This window comes from Ruegeria sp. CDSB117 (assembly GCF_059611005.1).
The window spans coordinates 40125-61914 of record NZ_JBXWOS010000015.1 but is presented as its reverse complement, the minus strand read 5'-3'; the positions used below and the strand labels follow the sequence as shown (position 1 = coordinate 61914).

Genomic DNA, 21790 nt, shown 5'->3' with positions numbered 1-21790 from the left:
CCCAAAACTCATTGTTCTTAAAAGCAATTAATCAGCAGTTTAGCGATTTTTGTCGCTGCGCATAGGGTCGGCTTTAGATCCAGTAAGACAGAGCCACCGGCAGGACGATGATCGTGGCCAGCGTCGACACAAGAATGAAACCAGCAACATCCGGCCCGTATTCCGGCACATGCTGGTCGATGAACAGGTAAGTCGCAACCGAGGACGGCATCAGGCAACACAGGATCACCGCGCCGCGCTCAGCCCCGGTGAAACCAAAAACCCATACCAAAGCGCTGGCGATTGCAATCGCCATGACCAGATGCAGAACGGTCAACAGCACCGCCCGGCCCAGGCTTTTGATCCGCAACGTTGCCAGCGTATGGCCCAATGTCAGCAGCATCAGTGGGATCGAGAGCCCCCCAAGAATGTCGAAGGATTTTGCCAGCGGTTGAGGCAAGCTTGATCCGCTCGCCAAAAGCACCAGCGATAGGATCACTGCATAAATGATCGGGGACGTGACGAGCTTTCTGGGTGAAAACTCCCCCGCCGGGATCCACATGCCGACGGTGAAAATGCTGATCAGCACCACCACGACAAATCCCATTGTATAGGCCATTCCCGCATCACCCAACGCAAGCAAGGCGATAGGCAACCCGATATTGCCCACGTTCCCATGCATCAGCGGCGTCAAAAAGGCCCGAACCGGCAGACGCATGGTTTTCAGTGCCAGGAACCCCAACACTCCGAACCCCGCAATGGCCAGCGTTGCGGCCGTCATGACGTCCAGAAAGGCGCCAACCGCAATTTGGGTCGTGGACAGATGCGAGATGATCAGCGTCGGGTACCCAACGCGTGAGACGATCCCACCGATGACTTTGTTGTCGAACGGCGCCTTGATCACAGCAAGGGCATAGCCGATCCCAGCACAGATCAGCACCGGCAGAACCACGTTCAGAACGTTCAAAAACAGATGGTCCAACCGGTTCCCCTATTGCAAAACCCTGATTTGAACTGTGAAACAGCCCATCCGCTTTGACAAGCACGCGTCCTAACCAACACACCCGGTTGAGTTTTCCAAATTAGAGCCTGATATTGCCCTTCGATGGCGCTTGGGGTTCTTCCCTTCCCGGCCTCCACAACATATAGTGGGTCGCAACAACGTGTGGTTAAGCACGGCGGGACGTGGGAATACAAGCATGGCACATATTATCGTAGTGGGGAACGAGAAGGGCGGCGCAGGCAAATCGACCGTGTCGATGCATGTAGCGACCGCACTAGCGCGATTGGGTCACAAGGTCAGCACACTGGACCTTGATCTTCGGCAGCGCAGCCTTGGCCGGTACTTTGAGAACCGCGGTAATTTCCTGAACGGGTCCGAGGTCACTTTGCCTAGCCCTCGCCACCACGATCTGCCCGAGATTGATGCCGCCAAGCTGAAACCCGGCGAAAACATCTATGACCACCGCTTATCAGCTGCTGTGTCTGAGCTGGAAAGCGACAGCGATTTCATCCTGATCGATTGCCCCGGATCACACACCCGCTTAAGTCAGGTGGCACATTCGCTGGCCGACACGCTGATCACGCCACTGAATGACAGCTTTATCGACTTTGACCTGCTTGCACGGATCGACTCGAAGGGCGAGAAGATCCTAGGCCCGTCGGTCTATTCGGAAATGGTGTGGAACGCGCGTCAGTTGCGCGCGCAGGCGGGACTAAAACCCATCGACTGGGTGGTCGTGCGCAACCGCGTCGGCACCCAGCGCATGGTCAACAAGGAAAAGATGCAGCGCGCGATTGAAATGCTGTCCCAGCGCATCGGCTTCCGCGTCGCTTCGGGTTTCTCCGAGCGGGTTATCTTCCGCGAGCTTTTCCCACGCGGCCTGACCTTGCTGGACCTCAAGGATATTGGGGTCAAACAGCTGAACATTTCAAACATCGCTGCACGGCAAGAGCTGCGCGACATGATGAAAGAGCTGAACCTGCCGGGCGTTGAGATCGACTTCTAACGGCCACGTTCGGGCGTTCCAGCCCCAGCGCTACAATACCTCGCTAAAATTGTAGATCGGGTGTGCGCCCCTGCCCTTTTGGGCAATGAGTTTTGACAATACCGGCAGCCTGACGCTTCAGCGTCGCGTTAAAGCTGACTCTGGACCGCCATTGGTTTCTTTATCAAAAATACAACCATCCAAAACACCTTTTTGGTATTTTTGATAATCCCAGCTATCTGCTTGATCTAATAATAGACAACTTTGAATGGATCAGGATGTGAATTCCACACCAGGCTATCAAAGGACAGGACGCCAAAACGCGCGTTTACGGGAGGACAGCCATGACCGATTCATCCATTGGGACGCCGGAGCAACTTCGGGATCCAAACTATTTTCCAGCCATTTATCGGGCCGTACCGCTGGGGATACAGCACGTGCTTGCAATGTTCGTGTCGAACGTTACTCCGGCGATTATCGTTGCCGGCGCGGCGGGTTTTGGTTTTGGTTCAAACAGCCCGGACTTTCCCGAGTTGCTGTATCTGATCCAGATGTCGATGCTTTTTGCTGGCGTTGCCACGCTGTTGCAAACGGTAACGCTTGGCCCGGTTGGCGCAGCGCTTCCGATCGTACAGGGCACATCCTTTGCCTTCATTCCGATCATGATCCCTCTGGTTGCCGGAAAAGGCGTGGACGGTCTTGCTGCCCTGTTTGGGGGCGTGATTATCGGTGGATTGTTTCACGCCCTGTTGGGCACGGTAATCGGCAGGATACGCTTTGCACTACCGCCCTTGGTCACCGGATTGGTTGTGACTATGATCGGTCTTGCGCTGGTAAAGGTCGGCATCGAATACGCAGCCGGAGGTGTCCCAGCCAAGGCTTCAGGTGCAGAAAGTTATGGCTCGTTGTCCAGCTGGACACCTGCGCTGATCGTTGTGTTTGTCACCTTGGGGCTGAAGTTTTTCGCGCGTGGCATGCTTTCCGTATCGGCCGTCCTGGTCGGTATTTTGGTGGGCTATGTTTATTGCCTCCTGGTTGGGAAGCTGCCCGTTGAAGTGATCTCAGGCTCGTGGGAACGCTCTGCGGCTTTCGCACTACCGCAGCCTTTCAAATACGGCTTCGAGTTCTCGTTCGCCGCGGTAATCGGTTTCTGCCTCATGGCCTTTGTGTCCGCCGTCGAGACGGTCGGCGATGTCTCGGGGATCACCAAAGGTGGCGCAGGTCGTGAGGCGACCGACAAAGAGATACAGGGCGCCACATATGCTGACGGTTTCGGCTCTGCCATTGCTGGTGTCTTTGGTGGCTTCCCGAACACATCGTTCAGCCAGAATGTCGGTCTGATCGCTATGACCGGCGTCATGAGCCGCCACGTGGTCACTATTGGTGCCATTTTCCTGATTGTATGCGGTCTGGTGCCCAAGGTCGGCGGGTTGATCCGAACGGTTCCGATCGAAGTGCTGGGCGGCGGTGTCATTGTCATGTTCGGCATGGTTGTCGCCGCAGGCGTATCCATGCTGTCGGATGTTGTATGGAACCGTCGCAACATGGTGATCTTTGCGGTTTCGCTTTCGATTGGTCTGGGGCTTCAACTCGAAGTCATGAACGTGGCACCCGGATCGGCAAATGCGCTGCAGCACCTGCCCGACACCCTACGGGTTCTGGGCGCGTCAGGCATCCTTCCAGCAGCGTTTATCGCTATTGTGCTTAACCTGATCCTGCCAGAGACACTCGCGGATGAGGCGACAGAAGAAGTCTCTGGGGGTATGGCCGGCCACGGGCGCGGCGCGTTGGTTAAGGACGATCACGTCTGAGCCAGAAACCATTGCTTGGGCCTGTTCACAAATGGATAGGCCCAAGCCGCAATTAATTTCGGCCACGAAACGCAAACTCAATCCCGTGCGTCATTCGCCTTGTAAACCGTAAACAGTTCTTTCGGTTCCGGCACTCCACGCAGCATATAGCGACCGACAGAGACCAGCTCTGACGCGGCAGGTCGTGCAGCCTTTGCCACATCGTCCGAGATCAGGATCCGTTGCCCCAGCGACCGGTGCATTCCGGCAATCCGCGCGGTCTGGTTGACGGTCGGGCCGATGACGGTGAAGTCCAGGCGGTTCTCAGAACCAATATTGCCGTACAGAATCTCACCTGCATGCAGCGCCAGCGTATAGTTCGACACAGGCAGGCCATCGGCAGAACGTTGTGCGTTCAGTTTCGCCATCGATGTCTCCAATTCGGCGACGGCCGCCAATGCCGCACGCGCGTCCGCATCAATCTCGCCTACATCGAACATGGCCATCAACCCGTCGCCCATGAACTTGAGGATGCTTCCATCGCATTTGTGGACCACGTCTATCGCAGCGGCCAGATACTCGTTTAGCATCTCAATAAGGGCATCGCCCGGCAGCTCTTCGGACAGGCTGGTGAACCCCTCAAGGTCAAAGTTCCAGATCACTGCGTCGATTTGCTGAAGCGACCCGCGCCTGATCTCGCCGGACAAAACGCGCCGACCGGCATCGCGTCCCAAATAGACGCGCATCAGGTCCTTTGATATCCGCTGGTTGTTTGCAGATTTCAAAGCCAATCCGAGATGCGGTAGGGCTGTATTGATCAACGCCAGATCGCTATCCTTGAACCCCTCGGGCGCGTTTGAGGTCCAGGACAACAATACACCGTTCACCGCCTTTTTGGCGTCCTTCGGCTGATTGTGAGTCGGAATGTCAAAGGACACACCCGTCGCGTAATATTCAGTGGCGCCATGTTCGCGCAGTTCATTCAGCAAGGGAAATCGGCTTGGTTCGTTCTGATCCACCAACCGTTCGTGCACAACGCTTTCGCCTTCGTTCAGAACAGCAAACAGAGGGCTAGCACGCCATTGATCGCTGGGTTGTTCAGAGTATTCGAACTTTTGATATTCCCCGCCCTGGCCGTAATACCAGCTATAGCCGGTTCCGCCATAAATCGGGTGCAGGGTCGATTGGGCCGCGTGAAATCGCATCAGCGGAACGCCCAGTTCCACCAGGCGATTGCAGTACTCTTCCAGCAGTTCTTCTTTTTCGACACCCTCAAGCCCGCGCGCCACCAGCCAGTTGATCAGATCGCTTGATTTTGCCGTATCGGCATCCAAGGTCGTCATGTTTTGTCCCATTTTTGTTCTGGGCTTCATCTGGGAATTGCGGCGGTGAATTACCAGTGGTCAATCCATATGCGCCAGACGCCGAAGCATTTTGCGCAACAGTTCCGCTTCGTCCCGCGAAAACAGGCCGGCAAGCTTTGAATCATAGGCCTCGGCCACCAGGCGCAAATCCCTGTAAACCGTCTGACCTGCGGATGTCAGCGTCAATTGTTCAACCCGGCGGTCGGATGTGTCGCGATTACGGGCTAAGTATCGGCGCTGTTCCAATTTCGAAACTGCGCGGCTGACCTTGGTTTTGTGGATTTTGGCGCGCTCACCGATTTCTTTCGCAGTCATCTCGCCGTAATTTCCCAGGTGAAACAAGACGCGCCATTCGGTGCGAAGCATCCCGTAACGGTCCTTATAGACCTGCTGAAACTCCAGCGAACTTTCTTCGGCTGCACGGTTCAGCAGGTACGGCAGGAATTCCTGCAGATCAAAGTCATCTTTTTTGGCAGATTTGTCCTGAGTCATGCTTGTTAGTTACAAAATCAACTATTACTCGACAAGCAGCAATTGGAGGAACACAGGATGAACCATCCGACGGATCCGCACAAAATGACGCAAGCCAGCACGCCCGTTGGCACGCAAGCAGGCTATATGCCCGGCTTTGGAAATGATTTTGAGACGGAAGCCCTGCCCGGCGCGTTGCCGCAGGGTATGAACAGCCCGCAGCGTTGCAACTACGGTCTTTATGGTGAACAGCTTAGCGGCACGGCTTTTACAGCCAATCCGCCCGAACGCACGTGGTGCTATCGCATTCGCCCGTCGGTCAAGCATTCGCACCGTTATGAAAAAATCGATCTGCCGCATTGGAAATCCGCGCCCTGCGTTGACCCGGACGTGATCAGCCTTGGCCAATATCGCTGGGACGCAGTGCCTCATTCCGATGACGGGCTGACATGGCTGACCGGCATGCGCACCATGACCACGGCGGGGGACGTGAACACGCAGGTTGGCATGGCCAGCCACATTTATCTGGTCACGGAATCCATGGTGGATGACTATTTCTTCTCAGCCGATTCCGAAATGTTGGTGGTGCCACAGGAAGGTCGCCTGCGGTTCGCGACTGAACTCGGAATCATTGATCTGGAACCCAAGGAAATCGCCATTCTCCCCCGTGGCCTCGTGTACCGTGTCGAGGTGCTGGAAGGCCCAGCGCGCGGGTTTGTCTGCGAGAACTACGGCCAGAAGTTCGAATTGCCCGGCCGCGGTCCAATTGGGGCCAATTGCATGGCCAATCCACGCGATTTCAAGGCTCCGGTGGCGGCGTTTGAAGACCGCGAGGTGCCTTCGACCGTGACGGTCAAATGGTGCGGGCAGTTCCATACCACAAAGATCGGCCAAAGCCCGCTGGACGTCGTGGCGTGGCACGGGAACTACGCGCCCTACAAATATGACCTGCGCACCTACTGTCCGGTCGGTGCAATTCTATTCGACCATCCCGATCCGTCGATATTTACTGTCCTCACCGCGCCCTCGGGGCAACCGGGCACGGCAAACATCGATTTTGTCCTGTTCCGCGAACGCTGGATGGTGGCCGAGGATACGTTCCGCCCGCCCTGGTATCATAAGAACATCATGTCCGAGTTGATGGGCAACATTTACGGCCAGTACGACGCCAAACCGCAGGGGTTTGTTCCGGGCGGCATGAGTCTGCACAACATGATGCTGCCGCATGGGCCGGATCGGGAAGCGTTTGAAAAAGCATCAAACGCGAACCTCGGGCCAGACAAGCTGGACAACACGATGTCCTTCATGTTCGAAACCCGTTTCCCGCAGCATCTGACACCATTTGCAGCCAACGAAGCCCCGTTGCAGGATGACTACATCGACTGCTGGACGTCGCTTGAGAAAAAGTTCGACGGCACACCGGGCAAAAAGTGACACCCAAAAGAGGTTTGAATACATGCCATTAATGAAATCCTGGGTGGCCTCGGCCAATGAGGCCGATCACCCGTTTCCTCTGAACAACCTGCCATACGGCGTTTTCTCGACCGAAGGCGGTGATCCGCGGTGCGGCGTGGCGATTGGTGACATGATTCTGGACGTCACCGCAGCCGAGGCCGGGGGCCTGATCGAAATGGCCGACGAGCCGCTCTTCGATCTGCCTTTCTGGAACCCGCTGATGGAGGAAGGTCCTGCCGTCTGGGCTGCATTGCGCAACCGCCTGACCGCATTGTTGGCCGAAGGCGCGGAGGAACAGGCGCAGGTTGAACCGTTGCTTATTGCTCAGATCGACGCCGAAATGCACATGCCTTTCGCCGTCAGCGAATACACCGATTTCTATGCCGGACGTCACCACGCGCAAAACGTTGGCACCATGTTCCGCGGACCGGAAAACGCCCTGCCGCCAAACTGGTTGCATATCCCCATCGGGTATAACGGCCGGGCTTCATCCGTTGTCGTGTCGGGCACCGATATCCGTCGGCCTTGGGGCCAGCTCAAATCGCCCGATCATGACATGCCCGCTTTTCTGCCCAGCCGTCGTTTTGACATCGAGCTTGAGATGGGCGCGATTGTCGGTACACCGTCGGACGGACCCATCTCGGTTCAGGAGGCCGACGACAACATCTTTGGCTATGTTTTGCTGAACGATTGGTCCGCACGCGATATTCAGGCCTGGGAATATCAACCCTTGGGGCCGTTTCAAGCCAAAGCCACAGCCACTTCGATCAGCCCGTGGATTGTGACAAAGGCGGCGCTGGAACCCTTTCGCTGCGACACGCCTGCGCGCGAATTCGAGCTTCTGGATCATCTGAAAGATTGTGGCCCAATGCTGTATGACATTGATCTTGAAGTTACGATGGCACCTGACGGCAAGGACGCTTCAACGATTGCGCGGACGAATCTCAAGGAAATGTATTATTCGGCAGCACAGCAATTGGCGCACCATTCAACTTCAGGCTGCCCGATGAACACCGGCGATCTGTTAGGGTCTGGCACGATTTCCGGACCCACCAAGCCAGAACGTGGCTCGCTTCTGGAACTCAGCTGGGGTGGGAAAGAGCCGCTGACTCTGGATACCGGCGAAACCCGTACATTTATCGAGGATGGCGACACGCTGACCCTGAAAGGTGCCGCTAAGGGCGACGGTTACACCATTGGATTTGGCGACTGCGTCGGGACCGTGCTGCCCGCCCTAAAAAACCCTTACACCCGATAAGGAGCTTACCATGGCCAAGGCATTCGCGTCCCAGGGGGATATGTCGGAAAAGAAGATCTCTTTCACCGAGGTCGGCGAGGGCCTTTACGCCTTCACCGCCGAGGGTGACCCGAATTCCGGCGTCATCGTCGGCGATGACAGCGTGATGATCGTCGAAGCGCAGGCGACCCCGCGCCTGGCCAACAAGGTGATCGAATGTGTGCGGTCCGTCACCGACAAACCGATCACCCACGTTGCGCTGACCCACTATCACGCGGTTCGCGTACTGGGTGCCAGTGCGTTTGGTGCGCAGCAGGTCCTGATGTCGGACATGGCGCGCGCCATGGTCGTTGAACGCGGGCAAGAGGACTGGGACAGCGAGTTTCAGCGTTTCCCCCGCCTGTTTGAAGGCCATGAAAGCATCCCCGGCCTGACCTGGCCCACCACCACATTCAGTGACACGATGACGGTTTATCTGGGTAATCGTCGGGTCGATCTTATGCATTTGGGCCGCGCCCACACCGCAGGTGATATCGTCATTCACGTACCCGACCAGAATGTCATGTTCACCGGTGACATCGTCGAATACCACTCGGCCTGTTATTGCGGTGACGGGCATTTCAGCGATTGGGGCGATACGCTGGATGAAATCAAGTGGTTCGACGTCGATGCCATCGCACCGGGTCGCGGAAACGCCCTGGTTGGCAAGGACATGGTCAATGCAGCGATCGAAAACACTCGTGACTTTGTCGAAAGCACCTACCGCCCGGCTGCGAAAGTGGCGGCACGCGGAGGATCTCTGAAAGAGGCATGGGATGCAGTGCGCGCAGAGTGCGATCCGAAATTCGCCGATTACGCGATCTACGAACATTGCCTGCCTTTCAATGTCGCCCGCGCCTATGACGAAGCCCGCGGCATTGACACGCCCCGTATCTGGACCGCCCAGCGCGACTTGGAGATGTGGGAGGCCCTGCAGGGCTGAAGAAGACGAGCAAACTTGATCCAGATCGTTTTGCACAGGGGAAATAGGTGGAATCATAGGGCAAGGCCTTCTGGCGCGTGCGTGCCAGAGGGCGGGATCTAGTGCGCCCACGGCGCCTGAGTATCGGGGGAGAGCCCATGAACAAGATTTTCGAAGTTCCACTCTATGCCTATCAACGCAGCCCGGATCAGGACACGGCAAGCTCGGTACGACACAAGGTTATCGTGATTGGTGCCGGCCCGGTTGGGTTGGCCGCGGCCATTGATCTGGCCCAGAAAGGGGTCCCCGTCGTCGTGCTGGACGACAATGACAAGGTTAGTTTTGGCAGCCGCGCGATCTGCTTTTCACAGCGGTCTCTGGAAATCGCCGACCGTCTGGGCGCCGGGGGTAAGTTGGTTGATAAAGGCGTGCTGTGGGATGCCGGCAAAGTCTTTTTTGACAACCGCCAGGTCTATGAGTTTCACCTGCAACCCGACGCGGGCTATGCGCACCCCGCCTTCATCAACCTGCAACAATACTATTTTGAAAAAGCGCTAGTTGAGCGGGTACGGGAATTGCAGGCCAAGGGCGCGCCGATTGAAATTCGCGGCCAGAACAAGGCCGAAGCCGTCGGCACCCACAACGATCACGTCAAGCTTGAAGTCGAAACGCCCGAAGGCCCCTATAACGTTGAGGCGGATTGGCTGATTGCCTGTGACGGTGCAAACTCGCCTACCCGCCGCATGCTCGGCCTGGATTTCGAAGGCCGTGTATTCGAAGACAACTTTCTGATTGCGGACGTGGTGATGCAGGCGGACTTCCCGACCGAACGCTGGTTCTGGTTCGATCCGCCGTTCAATCGCGGACAATCTGCCCTGCTGCACAAACAACCCGACAACGTGTGGCGGATCGACCTGCAACTAGGAAGGGACATCGATCCCGAGAAGGAAAAACAACCTGAAAACGTGATCCCCCGGCTTAAGGCGATGTTGGGCGATGAGATCAATTTCGAACTTGAATGGGTCTCGATCTACACGTTCCAATGCCGTCGGATGGAGCGGTTCCGCCATGGTCGCGTTTTGTTTGCTGGCGACAGCGCTCATCAGGTCAGCCCCTTTGGCGCGCGCGGGGCCAACTCTGGCCTGCAGGACACAGACAACCTGTGCTGGAAACTAAAGATGGTTATTGACGGCGAAGCGCCCGACCTTTTGCTGGACAGCTACAACCGCGAACGGGTCGAAGCCGCGGATGAGAATATACGCATGTCCACCCTATCGACGGAATTTATCACGCCCAAATCCGATATGTCGCGTCTTTTGCGGGATGCGGTTTTGGACCTCAGCGAGCACTATGCGTTTGCGCGCCCGCTGGTCAATTCCGGCCGGTTGAGCACACCATGCGCATATTCCGGATCATCGCTGAGTTCTGCGGATGCTCTGACCGGGCCAGAGATCACGCGCCCCGGTTCCGCCTGCCCGGACGCGCCTTTGGGCGAGGAATTTCTGCTGCCCAAGTTGGCCGGGAAATTCACTTTGTTGACTATAGATGCGGACGCTCCTGACAGTCTAGAAGAAGGCGGCGTTACGCTCACGCGACTGGCTCTCTCGGTCAAGGATGACCTGACTCTGGAGTTGAAGCGCAGGTATCTGGGCGATGCCCCGGGTGCGGTTTATCTGATCCGACCTGACCAGCACGTCGCCGCGCGCCGCGACACGTTCGAAGAAAACGCATTCCGGCAGGCGATCCGCCGGGCAACAGGTAAGGAGTGAGCGAAATGACCGATCTGATCCTTTCCCCCAATCTGGAAAATGCCGACGGTTTCTATGCCGATCTGGTGGCGGCGCATGATGGGCTGGTCAAAGCCGACAGTGACGCCCTGAATGCACGTCTGGTTCTGGTCCTGGCCAATCACATCGGCAATGCAAATGTATTGTCTAGCGCTCTGAAAGCCGCCACGCTGAAGGACACCTGACGAACCAAGGAGATCGATGATGAGCGGCGTGGTGCTGTATGACTTTTGGCGGTCTTCGGCCAGCTACAGGGTGCGCATCGCGCTGAATCTGGCTGGGATCAGCTATCGCGGCGTGTCAATTGATCTGACAGCGGGCGAACAAAAGTCTGGTAACCATTTAGCGCGTAATCCGCAGGGGCTGGTCCCCGTGCTCGAGATTGACGGGCTGCGGTTGACGCAATCTCTGGCCATTATCGACTATCTTGACCAAACTCGCGGCCTTGGACTGTTGCCTCCGGAACCGGCGGCCCGGGCACATGCGCTGGCTTTGGCGCAATCCATCGCGGTTGATGTGCATCCGGTCTGCAATTTGTCCGTCGCGCAGTATGCGGCCGCGCTGAGTGATGGTGCTGACGGGATGCCCGGCACCTGGATGCGCCATTTCATTCGCCCCGGCCTACTGGCTTTTGAGGCGCTTCTCGAGGGTTTTGAACAAGCGCCCTATTGCACCGGGACCAAGCCCGGACTGGCCGATGTTTGTCTGGTCCCGCAAATGTACAATGCGCGCCGTTGGGACGTGGAGCTATCGGACTTGCCGCGGAGTCTAGGCGCCGAGGCCGCTTGTGCCGAAAATCCCGCCTTTGCCGCAGCCCACCCAGATCTCCACGCACCCGATTGACCTGGCGCACAGAGCCTGTGTGACGGCGCAAGTGGCAATATCAATTGCAGCGCCGTACCTTGTTCGAAACGTATGCAAGAGGTCCCAATGTCAGAGATCACCGGCTATCACGCCCATGTCTACTACGACGCAAATACGCTAGCCATTGCCCGGCAGGTCTGTGAAGAGGTCGCCGGCCTGTTTCCTGTTCAGATGGGGCGCATGCATGCCAAAAATGTAGGCCCCCACCCGCGATGGAGCTGCCAGCTGGGCTTTGACCCGGACGCGTTCGATCAAGTCATGCCGTGGCTGATGCTGAACCGGCAAGGCCTGACCATTTTTACCCACCCGGAAACCGGAGATCACTTAGCGGACCACCGGGATCGGGCGATTTGGATGGGTGAAATGCTGGATCTTGATCTGTCGATCTTTGACAAGGTGAGCACTTAAGTCAGCGCTTTTGCCTGATCCCGCAGTTTGAACTTTTGAATCTTACCGGTCGAGGTCTTGGGCAAGGGGCCAAACACCACGGTCTTGGGGGCCTTGAAATGAGCCATGTTTTCCCGGCAAAATGTGATGATATCGACCTCAGTCGCCTGCGCATGGGGCTTTAGCTCGATGAAAGCACAGGGCGTTTCGCCCCATTTGTCATCCGGGCGCGCGACCACAGCGGCCTCCATCACTGCGGGATGCTTGTAAAGGATATCCTCGACCTCGACCGATGAGATATTCTCACCCCCAGAAATGATGATGTCTTTCGACCGGTCCTTAAGCGCAATGTAGCCGTCCGGATGCATCACCCCAAGATCGCCAGAGGCAAACCATCCGCCTCGGAATGCCTTATCTGTGGCTTCGGCGTTCTTGAGGTAGCCTTTCATGACAACGTTTCCTTGCATGAAAATCTCACCCATCGTCTCACCATCGGCAGGCACCGGTTCCAGCGTGTCCGGATCCGCAACCATCAGCCCCGACAGGGCCGTATAGCGCACACCCTGACGGACCTTCAGCGCCGCGCGGTCTTCGGCCTCTTTACCGTTCCATTCATCCTTCCAGGCGCAGACAACCGACGGACCATAAGTTTCAGTCAATCCATAGACATGGGTAACCTCAACGCCCATGTTTTCCATGCTTTCGATCACAGCGGCGGGCGGCGGTGCGCCGGCGGTCATCACCTTAATCTCATGATCGAAATCCTTGAGGTGTTCAGGCGCATTGGCAAGCATGTTCAGAACGATCGGCGCGCCGCAGAAATGCGTGACTTTCTCATCCCTGAACGCCGCATAAATCGGTTCGTCCCGCACGGCCCGCAGGCAGACGGAAACACCCGCATTGGCGGCCATCGCCCAGGGAAAACACCAGCCGTTGCAGTGGAACATCGGCAGGGTCCACAGATAGACCGAGTGCTTTGGCATATTCCAGTCCAGCAGGTCCGACTGTGCATTCAGCGCGGCCCCTCGGTGGTGATACACGACACCTTTCGGATTGCCGGTTGTACCTGACGTGTAGTTCAGCGTGATCGCGTCCCACTCGTCATTGGGTAGTGACCAGTTGAATTCAGGGTCGCCCTCGGCCAGCAAGGCGTCGTAGGTTACGCCGCCCAGTTTCTCACCACCCTCAAAGCTCGGGTCCTCAATATCGACGATCAGTACATCGTGATCCACCTGTTCCAGCGCCTCTTTGACCACGCCTGAGAACTCGGGATCGACCAGAAGGACTTTGGATTCCGCGTGATTCAGAATGAAGGCAATGATCGGTGCGTCCAATCGGGTGTTGATGGCATTCAGAACAGCGCCCGCCATCGGCACGCCAAAATGCGCCTCATACATTTCCGGAATGTTGGCCGCGATGATTGAAACAGTGTCGCCCGCGCTGATTCCGCGTGCGGACAATGCGCCTGCCAGCCGGCGGCAGCGGGCATAGGTTTCAGCCCATGTATAGCGACGCGCGCCGTAAACTACCGAAGGGTAGTCCGGATAAATATGCGCTGTTCGCTCGACAAAACTCAGCGGTGACAACGGCGTATAGTTTGCCCGGCATTTGTCCAAATGACGCTCGTAGATGCTGGCTTGTGTCATTTGCTGATCCTCCCTCTGCGGTTCCGGCGAATTGAGCACAAAGTCGTTCCTCTGACAAACCCGTAAAAATACGGCGCGGCCATGGACTGGAATTACGGGATGGTGCAATCTGGCCCTATCTCCGACAGAGCTTTCGCGGTGATCTGAGCCATCGAAACACAAAGCCGGGAAAGCCCATTTTTGGCAACCCGCGCCCCAGTCATTCTGAAAGGACATGTCATGGACGGCACGTTCAACGAAAACGATCTCTCGCACGTGGTCGAAGCCGACCGCGCCCATATCTGGCACCACCTGCTGCAGCATAAGCCATTGGAAACCAATGATCCCAAGATCATTGTCGAAGGCAAAGGCATGCGCGTCTGGGACCAGAACGGCAAAGAGCATCTGGACGCCGTGTCCGGTGGCGTCTGGACCGTAAACGTAGGCTATGGCCGCGAATCGATCTGTAAGGCGGTTCACGATCAGCTGATGAAGCTGTGCTACTTCGCCAATACCGCAGGTTCGATTCCCGGATCTATTTTTGCTGAAAAGCTGATCAGCAAAATGCCGGGCATGAGCCGAGTCTACTACACCAACTCAGGCTCTGAGGCGAACGAGAAGGTGTTCAAGATGGTTCGCCAGATCGCGCACAAGCGCTATGGTGGCAAGAAAACCAAGATCCTTTACCGTGATCGCGACTATCACGGCTCGACCCTGGCGACCATGTCGGCAGGCGGTCAGGACGAGCGTACCGCGCAGTACGGCCCGTTCGCACCTGACTTTGTTCGCGTTCCGCACTGCATGGAATACCGCAAGCACGAGCTGGGCTTGGAAGACCTGTCCGGCGAGGCATTCGGCAAAGCAGCCGCGGACGCCATCGAAGAGGTGATCCTGCGCGAAGGCCCCGAAACCGTTGGTGCGCTGTGCCTTGAGCCTGTGACCGCCGGTGGTGGCGTGATTGAAGCGCCCGAAGGTTACTGGGAACGCGTGCAGGAAATCTGCAAAAAGTACGACATCCTGCTGCATATCGACGAAGTTGTCTGCGGCGTAGGCCGTACCGGCACCTGGTTCGGTTATCAGCAATACGGCATCAAGCCTGACTTCGTGACCATGGCCAAAGGTGTTGCCTCGGGCTATGCGGCGATTGCCGTGATGGTCACCACCGAGGAAGTCTTTGACATGTTCAAAGACGACATGTCGGACCCGATGAGCTATTTCCGCGACATCTCGACCTTTGGTGGCTGCACCGCCGGTCCAGCTGCTGCGATCGAAAACATGCGCATCATCGAAGACGAGAACCTGCTGCAGAACTGCACCGACATGGGCAACCGGATGCTGGGCAACCTGCAGGCGCTGATGGAAAAGCACGAAGTTATCGGCGACGTGCGCGGCAAGGGCCTGTTCCTGGGTGCTGAACTGGTCGCAGATCGTGCCACCAAAGAGCCGATGGACGAGAAAAAGGTTCAGGCGGTCGTTGCCGACTGTATGGCGCAGGGCGTCATCATCGGTGCCACCAACCGTTCGATCCCCAGCCGCAACAACACACTGTGCTTCTCGCCTGCACTGATTGCAACCGCAGACGACATCGACCAGATCACCGACGCGGTCGACGGCGCACTGGGTCGTGTATTCGGCTGAACCTAACTGAATACATCTGCCACCACTCACGCAATCACGGCAGATGAACTTAAACCGGCGCGCCACCCGCGCCGGTTTTTTTGTGTTTACGCATATGGGTTTGTCAAATGCGTCTACTCCAGTACCCTGTAGTTATCACACCCCATGCAGGAGACGTGTCCAATGGTACTCAAGCTCATCCGAAGCCTCGCCGCCGTGGCCACCCTTGCGGTCACCACCCCTTCCAGCGCTGATGAAGGCAGCGGCTTTCCCCAGATCGTCGGCACCTGGCACGGCACCTATCTGGTGGCCTTCGCCAAATCGAACCCAAATCACGGGAAAGGTCTGCTGAAAACCGAGATGGAGCTGGAAGTCACCAAACTGGACGGCAATCTCATCACTGCCACCAACCGCTGGCGGCGTATCGGCGATGAAGAGTGGGTCGTAGAAGAAGCTATGGGCACTTTCAGTCTGGACGACCCCACCCGCTTTTTTCTGGCCGAGGCTGGGATCTCGGGCGAAGACGTCTCGGCGGGGATTTTCAACGGGGTCTACCTGGATGACGTGATCATGGTCACCTATGCCGGTCCGGGAACCGGCGTGGCGTTTGCGGCGCAGTTGGTGAAGAAAGACCCAAACAAATAGGCTTATGGCTCCGTTGAAATTAGCAAAACTCGCCAGCCAAAGTTTGGCCGCCATCCTTACTCTTGCCGTTATGCCGCCACTGATGCAGACTTGTTTCAGGAAGGATGTCTGCTTCACCGCATAGCAAGTTGGCAGACCACCCAGCGCGACACCATTCTTTGAGAGGAGTGTGTCATGGCATCCAAAACTACAGGGTCCACACCACCGGACAACATGACGCCGCAACATGCGGCCATGCCCCAAATCAACAAGGTAACTACAGGTGATGTCACCGAGTCGCTGAAGGCAGGGTTTTCCGACTTTCTGGCGCGCCCCTTCATGAGTGGGTTCTTCGGCCTGTTCTATGCGGTTTTCGGAATCCTGATGGTTTGGAGTCTGGTCTGGCTTGGAAAGATCTGGATGATCATTCCCGCCATTGTTGGATTCCCGCTGGTCGCGCCTTTCGCTGCGGCCGGGCTATATGAAATGTCCCGTCGGTTGCAGAACGGAGAGAGGTTCGGCTGGTCAGAAATCTTGACCGTGATGGCCAATCAACGCAAACGCGAAATGGGATGGATGGCCTTTGTCACCCTGTTCATTTTCTGGGTTTGGATTTACCAGATCCGGCTTTGGCTTGCGATCACCCTGCAAAACGCATCATTTTCGGATTTTGAAGGGTTCTTGAATATCGTATTCTTCACGCCTCAGGGCTGGGCTTTCCTTGCCATTGGCACCTGCGTCGGCGCATTTCTGTCCGCGGTCCTTTTTTCGGTCACCGTCATTGCCATGCCCATGTTGCTTGACCGGGAAACCAATTTTGTTTCCGCCATGTTGACTTCTCTGCGCGTCGTCGCGGAAAGCCCGGGTGTCATGCTCACTTGGGCTGCGATCATCTCGGTTACGATGCTGTTGTCGCTGGTTCCGGCATTTCTGGGCCTGATCTTCACCCTGCCGATCCTTGGCCACGCCACGTGGCATCTTTATCAACGGGCAGTACCACCAGCGCAGGAATAATCTATCCGAGCATCACCATGGACGTTGTGTGCTTTAGTTTGCCGAAGTGTTGCTGAGTTCACTTTCGGCTATCAATGAAAAAGGCCGCCCCAAACGGGACGGCCCTTCATTCACTGTCTCTCGAAAGAGGATCAAGCAGCCAGAGCGGCCTGAGCTTTGGCGACGATCGTGCCGAACGCTTCCGGTTCGTGCACGGCCAAGTCGGCCAGAACTTTGCGGTCCACTTCGATACCGGCCAAGGTCAGGCCGTTGATGAAGCGGGAATATGTCAGTGCTTCGTCATGCGAACGGACAGCAGCGTTGATACGCTGGATCCACAGCGCGCGGAAGTTGCGCTTGCGGTTCTTACGGTCGCGGGTTGCATATTGGTTCGCCTTATCGACGGCCTGACGGGCAACCTTGAAGGTGCTCTTGCGGCGGCCATAGTAACCTTTGGCGGCCTTGATAACCTTCTTGTGACGGGCGTGAGTTACGGTTCCACCTTTAACGCGGGACATCTCTTAATCTCCTCTTAGCGGTCGTAGGGCATGTAGCCCTTGACGATCTTGGCGTCGGGGGCGGACAGGGTGGTGTTGCCACGGGCGTCGCGGATGAACTTTTTGGTCCGCTTGATCATGCCGTGACGTTTACCGGCTTGGCCAGCAAGGACCTTACCGGTCGCAGTCACCTTAAAGCGCTTTTTGGCGCTCGACTTTGTCTTCATCTTAGGCATTTCCGTCTCCTTTCGGGGTTCGGTTTCAGACGCGACTCGGCATGCCATCTCGGCCGGTCACGCGATCAGAAGCGCCGTTTACGCAAGTTCGGTCATACTGGCAAGGGGTTTTGGACCAGAATCTGCGCTTTTTACAGCCTGATCAGGCACCGGGGCGACCAAGGTCGCCCCGATGGTTTGATTTAGTGTTCGAATTTGCGGATTTCGCCGGTCTTCAGTCGGCTCGCATAGCTGGCCAGTTCTTCACGTACCACTTTCATCAGGAAGTAGAGTGCAAAGACGTTCACGACCGCCATCGCAAAGATCGCCGCGTCCGAGAAGTCGATGACCGGACCAAGATTGGCCGCAGCCCCGATGATAACGAAAATGCAGAAGATGACCTTGAAGATCAGTTCCTTGGTGTGGCCTTCCCCGAACAGGTAGGTCCAGGCCTTGAGGCCATAGTAGGACCAGCTGATCATGGTCGAGAACGCAAACAAGACCACCGCAATCGCCAGTACATATGGGAACCAGCTGAAGGCACTACCAAAGGCGGCCGAGGTCAGGCTGACGCCCGAGTTACCGTCGACTGTTGCAATGGCATTACCCGCTTCGTTCAGCATGTATTTGCCGGTTTCCGGATCGACGATCAGCTGCTGGGTGATGATGATCACCAGCGCCGTCATCGTACAGATCACGACCGTGTCGATAAACGGCTCAAGCAGCGAGACAAAGCCTTCGGTGATCGGCTCTTTGGTCCGAACAGCCGAGTGCGCAATCGCCGCAGAACCCACGCCCGCTTCGTTCGAAAACGCGGCACGCCGGAAGCCTTGGATCAGTGCCCCGACCATACCACCAGCGACGCCGAGGCCGGTGAAGGCACCTGCGAAAATCTGGCCGAACGCCCAGCCGATTTGATCAGCATTCATGATGATAATCACCAATGCCGCGGCCACATATAGGATGCCCATGAACGGAACGACCTTTTCGGTCACCCGTGCGATGGATTTCAGGCCGCCCACAATGACAAGGAACACGATGATTGCAAAGACAACCCCTGTGATCCATCCGGGATAGTCGCCCGTGATGCCCGCGATCTGTTGGTGCGCCTGATTGGCCTGGAACATATTGCCCCCGCCCAGCGCGCCCAGAATACAGAAGATCGAGAACAGGACGGCCAGAATCTTGCCTCCAGGCAGTCCCAGCTCGTCAAAGCCCTTGGACATATAGTACATTGGGCCACCGGAAACGGTGCCATCTTCGTATTCGTTACGGTATTTCACACCCAACGTACATTCGGTGAATTTCGACGCCATGCCTAACAGGCCCGCGACAATCATCCAGAAGGTGGCTCCCGGTCCGCCAATGCCTACGGCGACCGCCACACCGGCGATGTTACCAAGACCAACTGTCCCCGACAGTGCCGTAGCCAGAGCCTGAAAGTGGCTGACCTCACCCGCGTCATTGGGATCGGAGTAGTCGCCTTTCACAAGGCTGATCGCGTGGCCAAAGAACCGCAGCTGCACAAAGGCAAAGTACAGCGTGAAAACAGTCGCCGCGACGACCAGCCAACCCACGATCCACGGGAAACTGGTTCCCGGAAACGGCGCAAAAATAAAGCTGACAAATGGCCCGGTAAAATCGGCAAATGCCTGATTGATCTTGTCGTCCAGCCCGGGCGCCTCTTGCGCCATCGCAGGAGCGGCGATCAGGGCGGCGATTACAGCCAGCCAGAGATGCTTCAACATAGTCATTCTCATCCCTCCCGTCAGTTCACAACAGTGACTGGCACATCGGCGTGCATGACCAGATTTTGGGTCGAGCTGCCAAACAAGCGTTTCTTGAATCCATCGGCCGAGGCGCGCCCGACGATGATCTGCGAGCCGCCATTCTCAACGGTGATTGCGTTCAGAGTTTCGGCCACGTCGCCATGACGCACGATGCCCTGCACTGTGTAACCATCTGCGGTCAGAGCCTCGACAGCCGGGGTAACAATCCGGTTTGTCGCAAGTTCGATTTCTTCTTCACGCCGCTTGTGCCGCAATGCGTTCTCTTCTGGGGTTTGAAAAGTAAATGGGGACCATTCGATGACATAAACAACCAGCAATTCACACGTGCCAATTCGTCCAGCCAGATCTTTGGCAAAGGCGATGGCGCGTTCTCCGGTTTCTGTCCCGTCCAGTCCAATGACAATTTTCGTTGTCATGACGTTCCTCCAATAATTTTGGTTATGCCGGGACCCGTGCCCCCGGCAGGGCAGCCGGAACCTGGAACTTATTAAGTGGACCGCCCATGCGCCCGAGTATCCCGGAAAAACCCCAAAAAACAGAGAGTTATCTTATGAGCGCAAGCAATAATTCGCTATATTGTTGAAATTGCTGTTTCTTTTCCGCCTAAAATTTAGGCGTATCGGTTTGATACTATGTTTCACCGAGCCCGGCATTGCTGTAATTAGCCGGGATCGGTGTTATAGATCAGCCGTTCATCACAGGGTGCGATGCGCAAAATATTGGTCGTTCCCGGTACGTTGAAAGGCACGCCAGCAGTCACCACGATCTGATCGGCTTCGGATGCGAACCCACCGGCACGGGCCGCGCGGGCCGCATTGACGACGGCACCTTTGAACCGCTCCAGCTCTGGCGTCATCACGCAATGACAGCCCCAGCTCAGACACAGACGCCGCGCGGTTCCCGTGGCAGGCGTCATCGCGATGATCGGAACGCCTGGACGTTCGCGGGCCGTCAGCAGCGCGGTGGTGCCGCTTTGGGTAAAACAGCAAATCGCCTTGATATCTGTTTTTTCTGCAATCTCGCGCGCGGCGGCAACGATACCATCGGCAATAGTGGTCCCCTTTGCCGTCCGGGACGCTGCGATAATCTGCGTGTAGGTCGGGTCCGCTTCGACCTCGATTGCAACCTTGTTCATGGTTTGCACGGCCTCGATTGGGTACGTACCCGCAGCGGATTCCGCGCTGAGCATGATCGCATCCGTGCCTTCGTAGATTGCTGTCGCCACATCCGAGACCTCGGCCCGGGTTGGCATCGGGCTTTCAATCATGCTTTCCAACATCTGAGTGGCCACGATCACAGGCTTAGCCGCCCCACGGCATTTGCGGACCAGTCGTTTCTGGATCGGGGGCACCGCCGACACCGGAAGCTCGACACCCAGATCGCCGCGCGCGACCATGATCCCATCAGAGGCATCCAGAATATCGTCGAATGCCTCGACCGCTGCAGGCTTTTCGATCTTCGACAGGATGGATGCACGCCCATCTGCCAGCGCGCGAGCCTCAAACACGTCCTTGGCGCGCTGCACAAAGCTGAGCGCCAGCCAGTCCACGCCCAGTTGGCAGACAAACTCCAGATCATCACGGTCCTTGGCCGACAAGGCGGCCAGGGGCAGCACCACATCAGGAACGTTCACACCTTTGCGGTTCGAGATCGTACCGCCGACCTCAACGATGCAATTGGCAAAATCCTGGCCACAGTCCTGCACGGTCAGGCGGATTTTGCCGTCGTTGACCAGAAGGCGCGCACCCGGCTCCAACGCGGCAAAAATCTCGGGATGCGGCAGGCAAACGCGGTTGATATCTCCGGGCGCAGGGTCCAAGTCCAGACGGAAGGCCGCGCCTTCTTCAAGTTCTTCTGCGTCGTTGGCGAACACCCCGACACGCAACTTGGGTCCTTGAAGGTCAGCCAGAATTGCTATTGGCCTGTCCAGATCTTTTTCAATCTGTCGGATGATCCGGTGGCGTTCGCGGATCTCATCATGGCTGCCGTGGCTCATATTCAGGCGGAAGACGTCTGCGCCTGCCTCGTACAGCGCGCGGATCATGTCATAGTCATTTGACGCCGGTCCCAGCGTCGCCACGATTTTCACATTTCTCAGGCGTCGCATTGGTCTGGCTCTCCTACCGTCTTCTCTTGATTCTGCGCA

The 21790-nt window shown here is 56.8% G+C and carries 21 protein-coding genes; 12 read left to right on the top strand and 9 right to left on the bottom strand.

Annotated features, from left to right (window positions below; all coding sequences use genetic code 11):
* Window positions 1-73 precede the first annotated feature (73 nt).
* Window positions 74-961: an AEC family transporter gene (locus AC2FJC_RS16070; protein WP_496740250.1), complete on the bottom strand. Its 888-nt coding sequence runs from the start codon at window positions 959-961 to the stop codon at window positions 74-76.
* 217 nt (window positions 962-1178) lie between these two features.
* Between AC2FJC_RS16070 and AC2FJC_RS16065 the strand changes: the two genes are divergently transcribed.
* A complete protein-coding gene (locus AC2FJC_RS16065) occupies window positions 1179-1988 on the top strand; it encodes a division plane positioning ATPase MipZ (protein ID WP_496727013.1) in 810 nt (269 codons plus the stop codon).
* A 323-nt stretch (window positions 1989-2311) separates the two neighbouring features.
* Complete coding sequence (locus AC2FJC_RS16060; RefSeq protein WP_108861328.1) at window positions 2312-3778, top strand: uracil-xanthine permease family protein; 1467 nt, start codon at window positions 2312-2314, stop codon at window positions 3776-3778.
* Window positions 3779-3855: 77 nt separating this feature from the next.
* Here the strand turns inward: AC2FJC_RS16060 and AC2FJC_RS16055 are convergent, their stop codons facing one another.
* Together AC2FJC_RS16055 and AC2FJC_RS16050 are read right to left on the bottom strand one after the other, a co-directional pair.
* On the bottom strand, window positions 3856-5100 hold the full coding sequence (locus tag AC2FJC_RS16055) for an adenylate/guanylate cyclase domain-containing protein (protein ID WP_496740249.1): 1245 nt from the start codon (window positions 5098-5100) through the stop codon (window positions 3856-3858).
* A 60-nt stretch (window positions 5101-5160) separates the two neighbouring features.
* Window positions 5161-5613 carry a MarR family winged helix-turn-helix transcriptional regulator gene (locus tag AC2FJC_RS16050; RefSeq protein ID WP_058273337.1) on the bottom strand — a complete coding sequence of 151 codons (453 nt, stop codon included), beginning with the start codon at window positions 5611-5613 and terminating at the stop codon, window positions 5161-5163.
* 57 nt (window positions 5614-5670) lie between these two features.
* Between AC2FJC_RS16050 and hmgA the strand changes: the two genes are divergently transcribed.
* The 7 genes from hmgA to AC2FJC_RS16015 all read left to right on the top strand — a co-directional run bounded on the left by hmgA (window position 5671) and on the right by AC2FJC_RS16015 (window position 12304).
* Window positions 5671-7026 (top strand): homogentisate 1,2-dioxygenase, encoded by a 1356-nt coding sequence (gene hmgA / locus AC2FJC_RS16045; protein ID WP_496740248.1) that lies wholly within the window; start codon window positions 5671-5673, stop codon window positions 7024-7026.
* A 22-nt stretch (window positions 7027-7048) separates the two neighbouring features.
* Window positions 7049-8305, top strand: coding sequence for a fumarylacetoacetase (fahA, locus tag AC2FJC_RS16040; protein ID WP_496740247.1), 1257 nt, complete (start codon window positions 7049-7051; stop codon window positions 8303-8305).
* A 10-nt stretch (window positions 8306-8315) separates the two neighbouring features.
* Entirely contained in the window at window positions 8316-9266 is a 951-nt protein-coding gene (locus AC2FJC_RS16035; RefSeq protein WP_496740246.1) for an MBL fold metallo-hydrolase, read from the top strand.
* 137 nt (window positions 9267-9403) lie between these two features.
* On the top strand, window positions 9404-11014 hold the full coding sequence (locus AC2FJC_RS16030; protein ID WP_496740245.1) for an FAD-dependent oxidoreductase: 1611 nt from the start codon (window positions 9404-9406) through the stop codon (window positions 11012-11014).
* A gap of 5 nt (window positions 11015-11019) precedes the next feature.
* A complete protein-coding gene (locus AC2FJC_RS16025) occupies window positions 11020-11217 on the top strand; it encodes a DUF2783 domain-containing protein (RefSeq protein WP_200833234.1) in 198 nt (65 codons plus the stop codon).
* Between the two features lie 19 nt (window positions 11218-11236).
* Window positions 11237-11875, top strand: a complete 639-nt coding sequence (gene maiA / locus AC2FJC_RS16020; protein ID WP_496740244.1) for a maleylacetoacetate isomerase — start codon at window positions 11237-11239, stop codon at window positions 11873-11875.
* 87 nt (window positions 11876-11962) lie between these two features.
* Window positions 11963-12304, top strand: a complete 342-nt coding sequence (locus AC2FJC_RS16015; protein ID WP_496740243.1) for a DOPA 4,5-dioxygenase family protein — start codon at window positions 11963-11965, stop codon at window positions 12302-12304.
* Here AC2FJC_RS16015 and AC2FJC_RS16010 read toward each other — a convergent pair.
* Window positions 12301-13929 (bottom strand): acyl-CoA synthetase, encoded by a 1629-nt coding sequence (locus tag AC2FJC_RS16010; protein ID WP_496740242.1) that lies wholly within the window; start codon window positions 13927-13929, stop codon window positions 12301-12303. The two genes, AC2FJC_RS16015 and AC2FJC_RS16010, sit on opposite strands and share 4 nt — an antisense overlap.
* A 219-nt stretch (window positions 13930-14148) precedes the next feature.
* Here AC2FJC_RS16010 and AC2FJC_RS16005 point away from each other — a divergent pair, with 219 nt between their 5' ends.
* From AC2FJC_RS16005 to AC2FJC_RS15995, 3 genes are all read left to right on the top strand, one after another.
* Window positions 14149-15546, top strand: a complete 1398-nt coding sequence (locus tag AC2FJC_RS16005; RefSeq protein ID WP_496740312.1) for an aminotransferase family protein — start codon at window positions 14149-14151, stop codon at window positions 15544-15546.
* Window positions 15547-15708: 162 nt separating this feature from the next.
* Window positions 15709-16170 (top strand): hypothetical protein, encoded by a 462-nt coding sequence (locus AC2FJC_RS16000; protein WP_496740241.1) that lies wholly within the window; start codon window positions 15709-15711, stop codon window positions 16168-16170.
* Between the two features lie 174 nt (window positions 16171-16344).
* Window positions 16345-17163 carry a DUF2189 domain-containing protein gene (locus AC2FJC_RS15995; RefSeq protein WP_496740240.1) on the top strand — a complete coding sequence of 273 codons (819 nt, stop codon included), beginning with the start codon at window positions 16345-16347 and terminating at the stop codon, window positions 17161-17163.
* Window positions 17164-17294: 131 nt separating this feature from the next.
* Here the strand turns inward: AC2FJC_RS15995 and rplT are convergent, their stop codons facing one another.
* The 5 genes from rplT to pyk form a co-directional block, all read right to left on the bottom strand.
* Window positions 17295-17660 (bottom strand): 50S ribosomal protein L20, encoded by a 366-nt coding sequence (gene rplT, locus AC2FJC_RS15990; protein WP_058273348.1) that lies wholly within the window; start codon window positions 17658-17660, stop codon window positions 17295-17297.
* Between the two features lie 14 nt (window positions 17661-17674).
* Complete coding sequence (gene rpmI / locus AC2FJC_RS15985) at window positions 17675-17875, bottom strand: 50S ribosomal protein L35 (RefSeq protein ID WP_010443552.1); 201 nt, start codon at window positions 17873-17875, stop codon at window positions 17675-17677.
* Between the two features lie 182 nt (window positions 17876-18057).
* A complete protein-coding gene (locus AC2FJC_RS15980; RefSeq protein WP_496727001.1) occupies window positions 18058-19608 on the bottom strand; it encodes an alanine/glycine:cation symporter family protein in 1551 nt (516 codons plus the stop codon).
* Between the two features lie 14 nt (window positions 19609-19622).
* Window positions 19623-20060 carry a universal stress protein gene (locus AC2FJC_RS15975; protein ID WP_058273350.1) on the bottom strand — a complete coding sequence of 146 codons (438 nt, stop codon included), beginning with the start codon at window positions 20058-20060 and terminating at the stop codon, window positions 19623-19625.
* 245 nt (window positions 20061-20305) lie between these two features.
* Window positions 20306-21751 (bottom strand): pyruvate kinase, encoded by a 1446-nt coding sequence (pyk, locus tag AC2FJC_RS15970; RefSeq protein WP_496740239.1) that lies wholly within the window; start codon window positions 21749-21751, stop codon window positions 20306-20308.
* Window positions 21752-21790 lie beyond the last annotated feature (39 nt).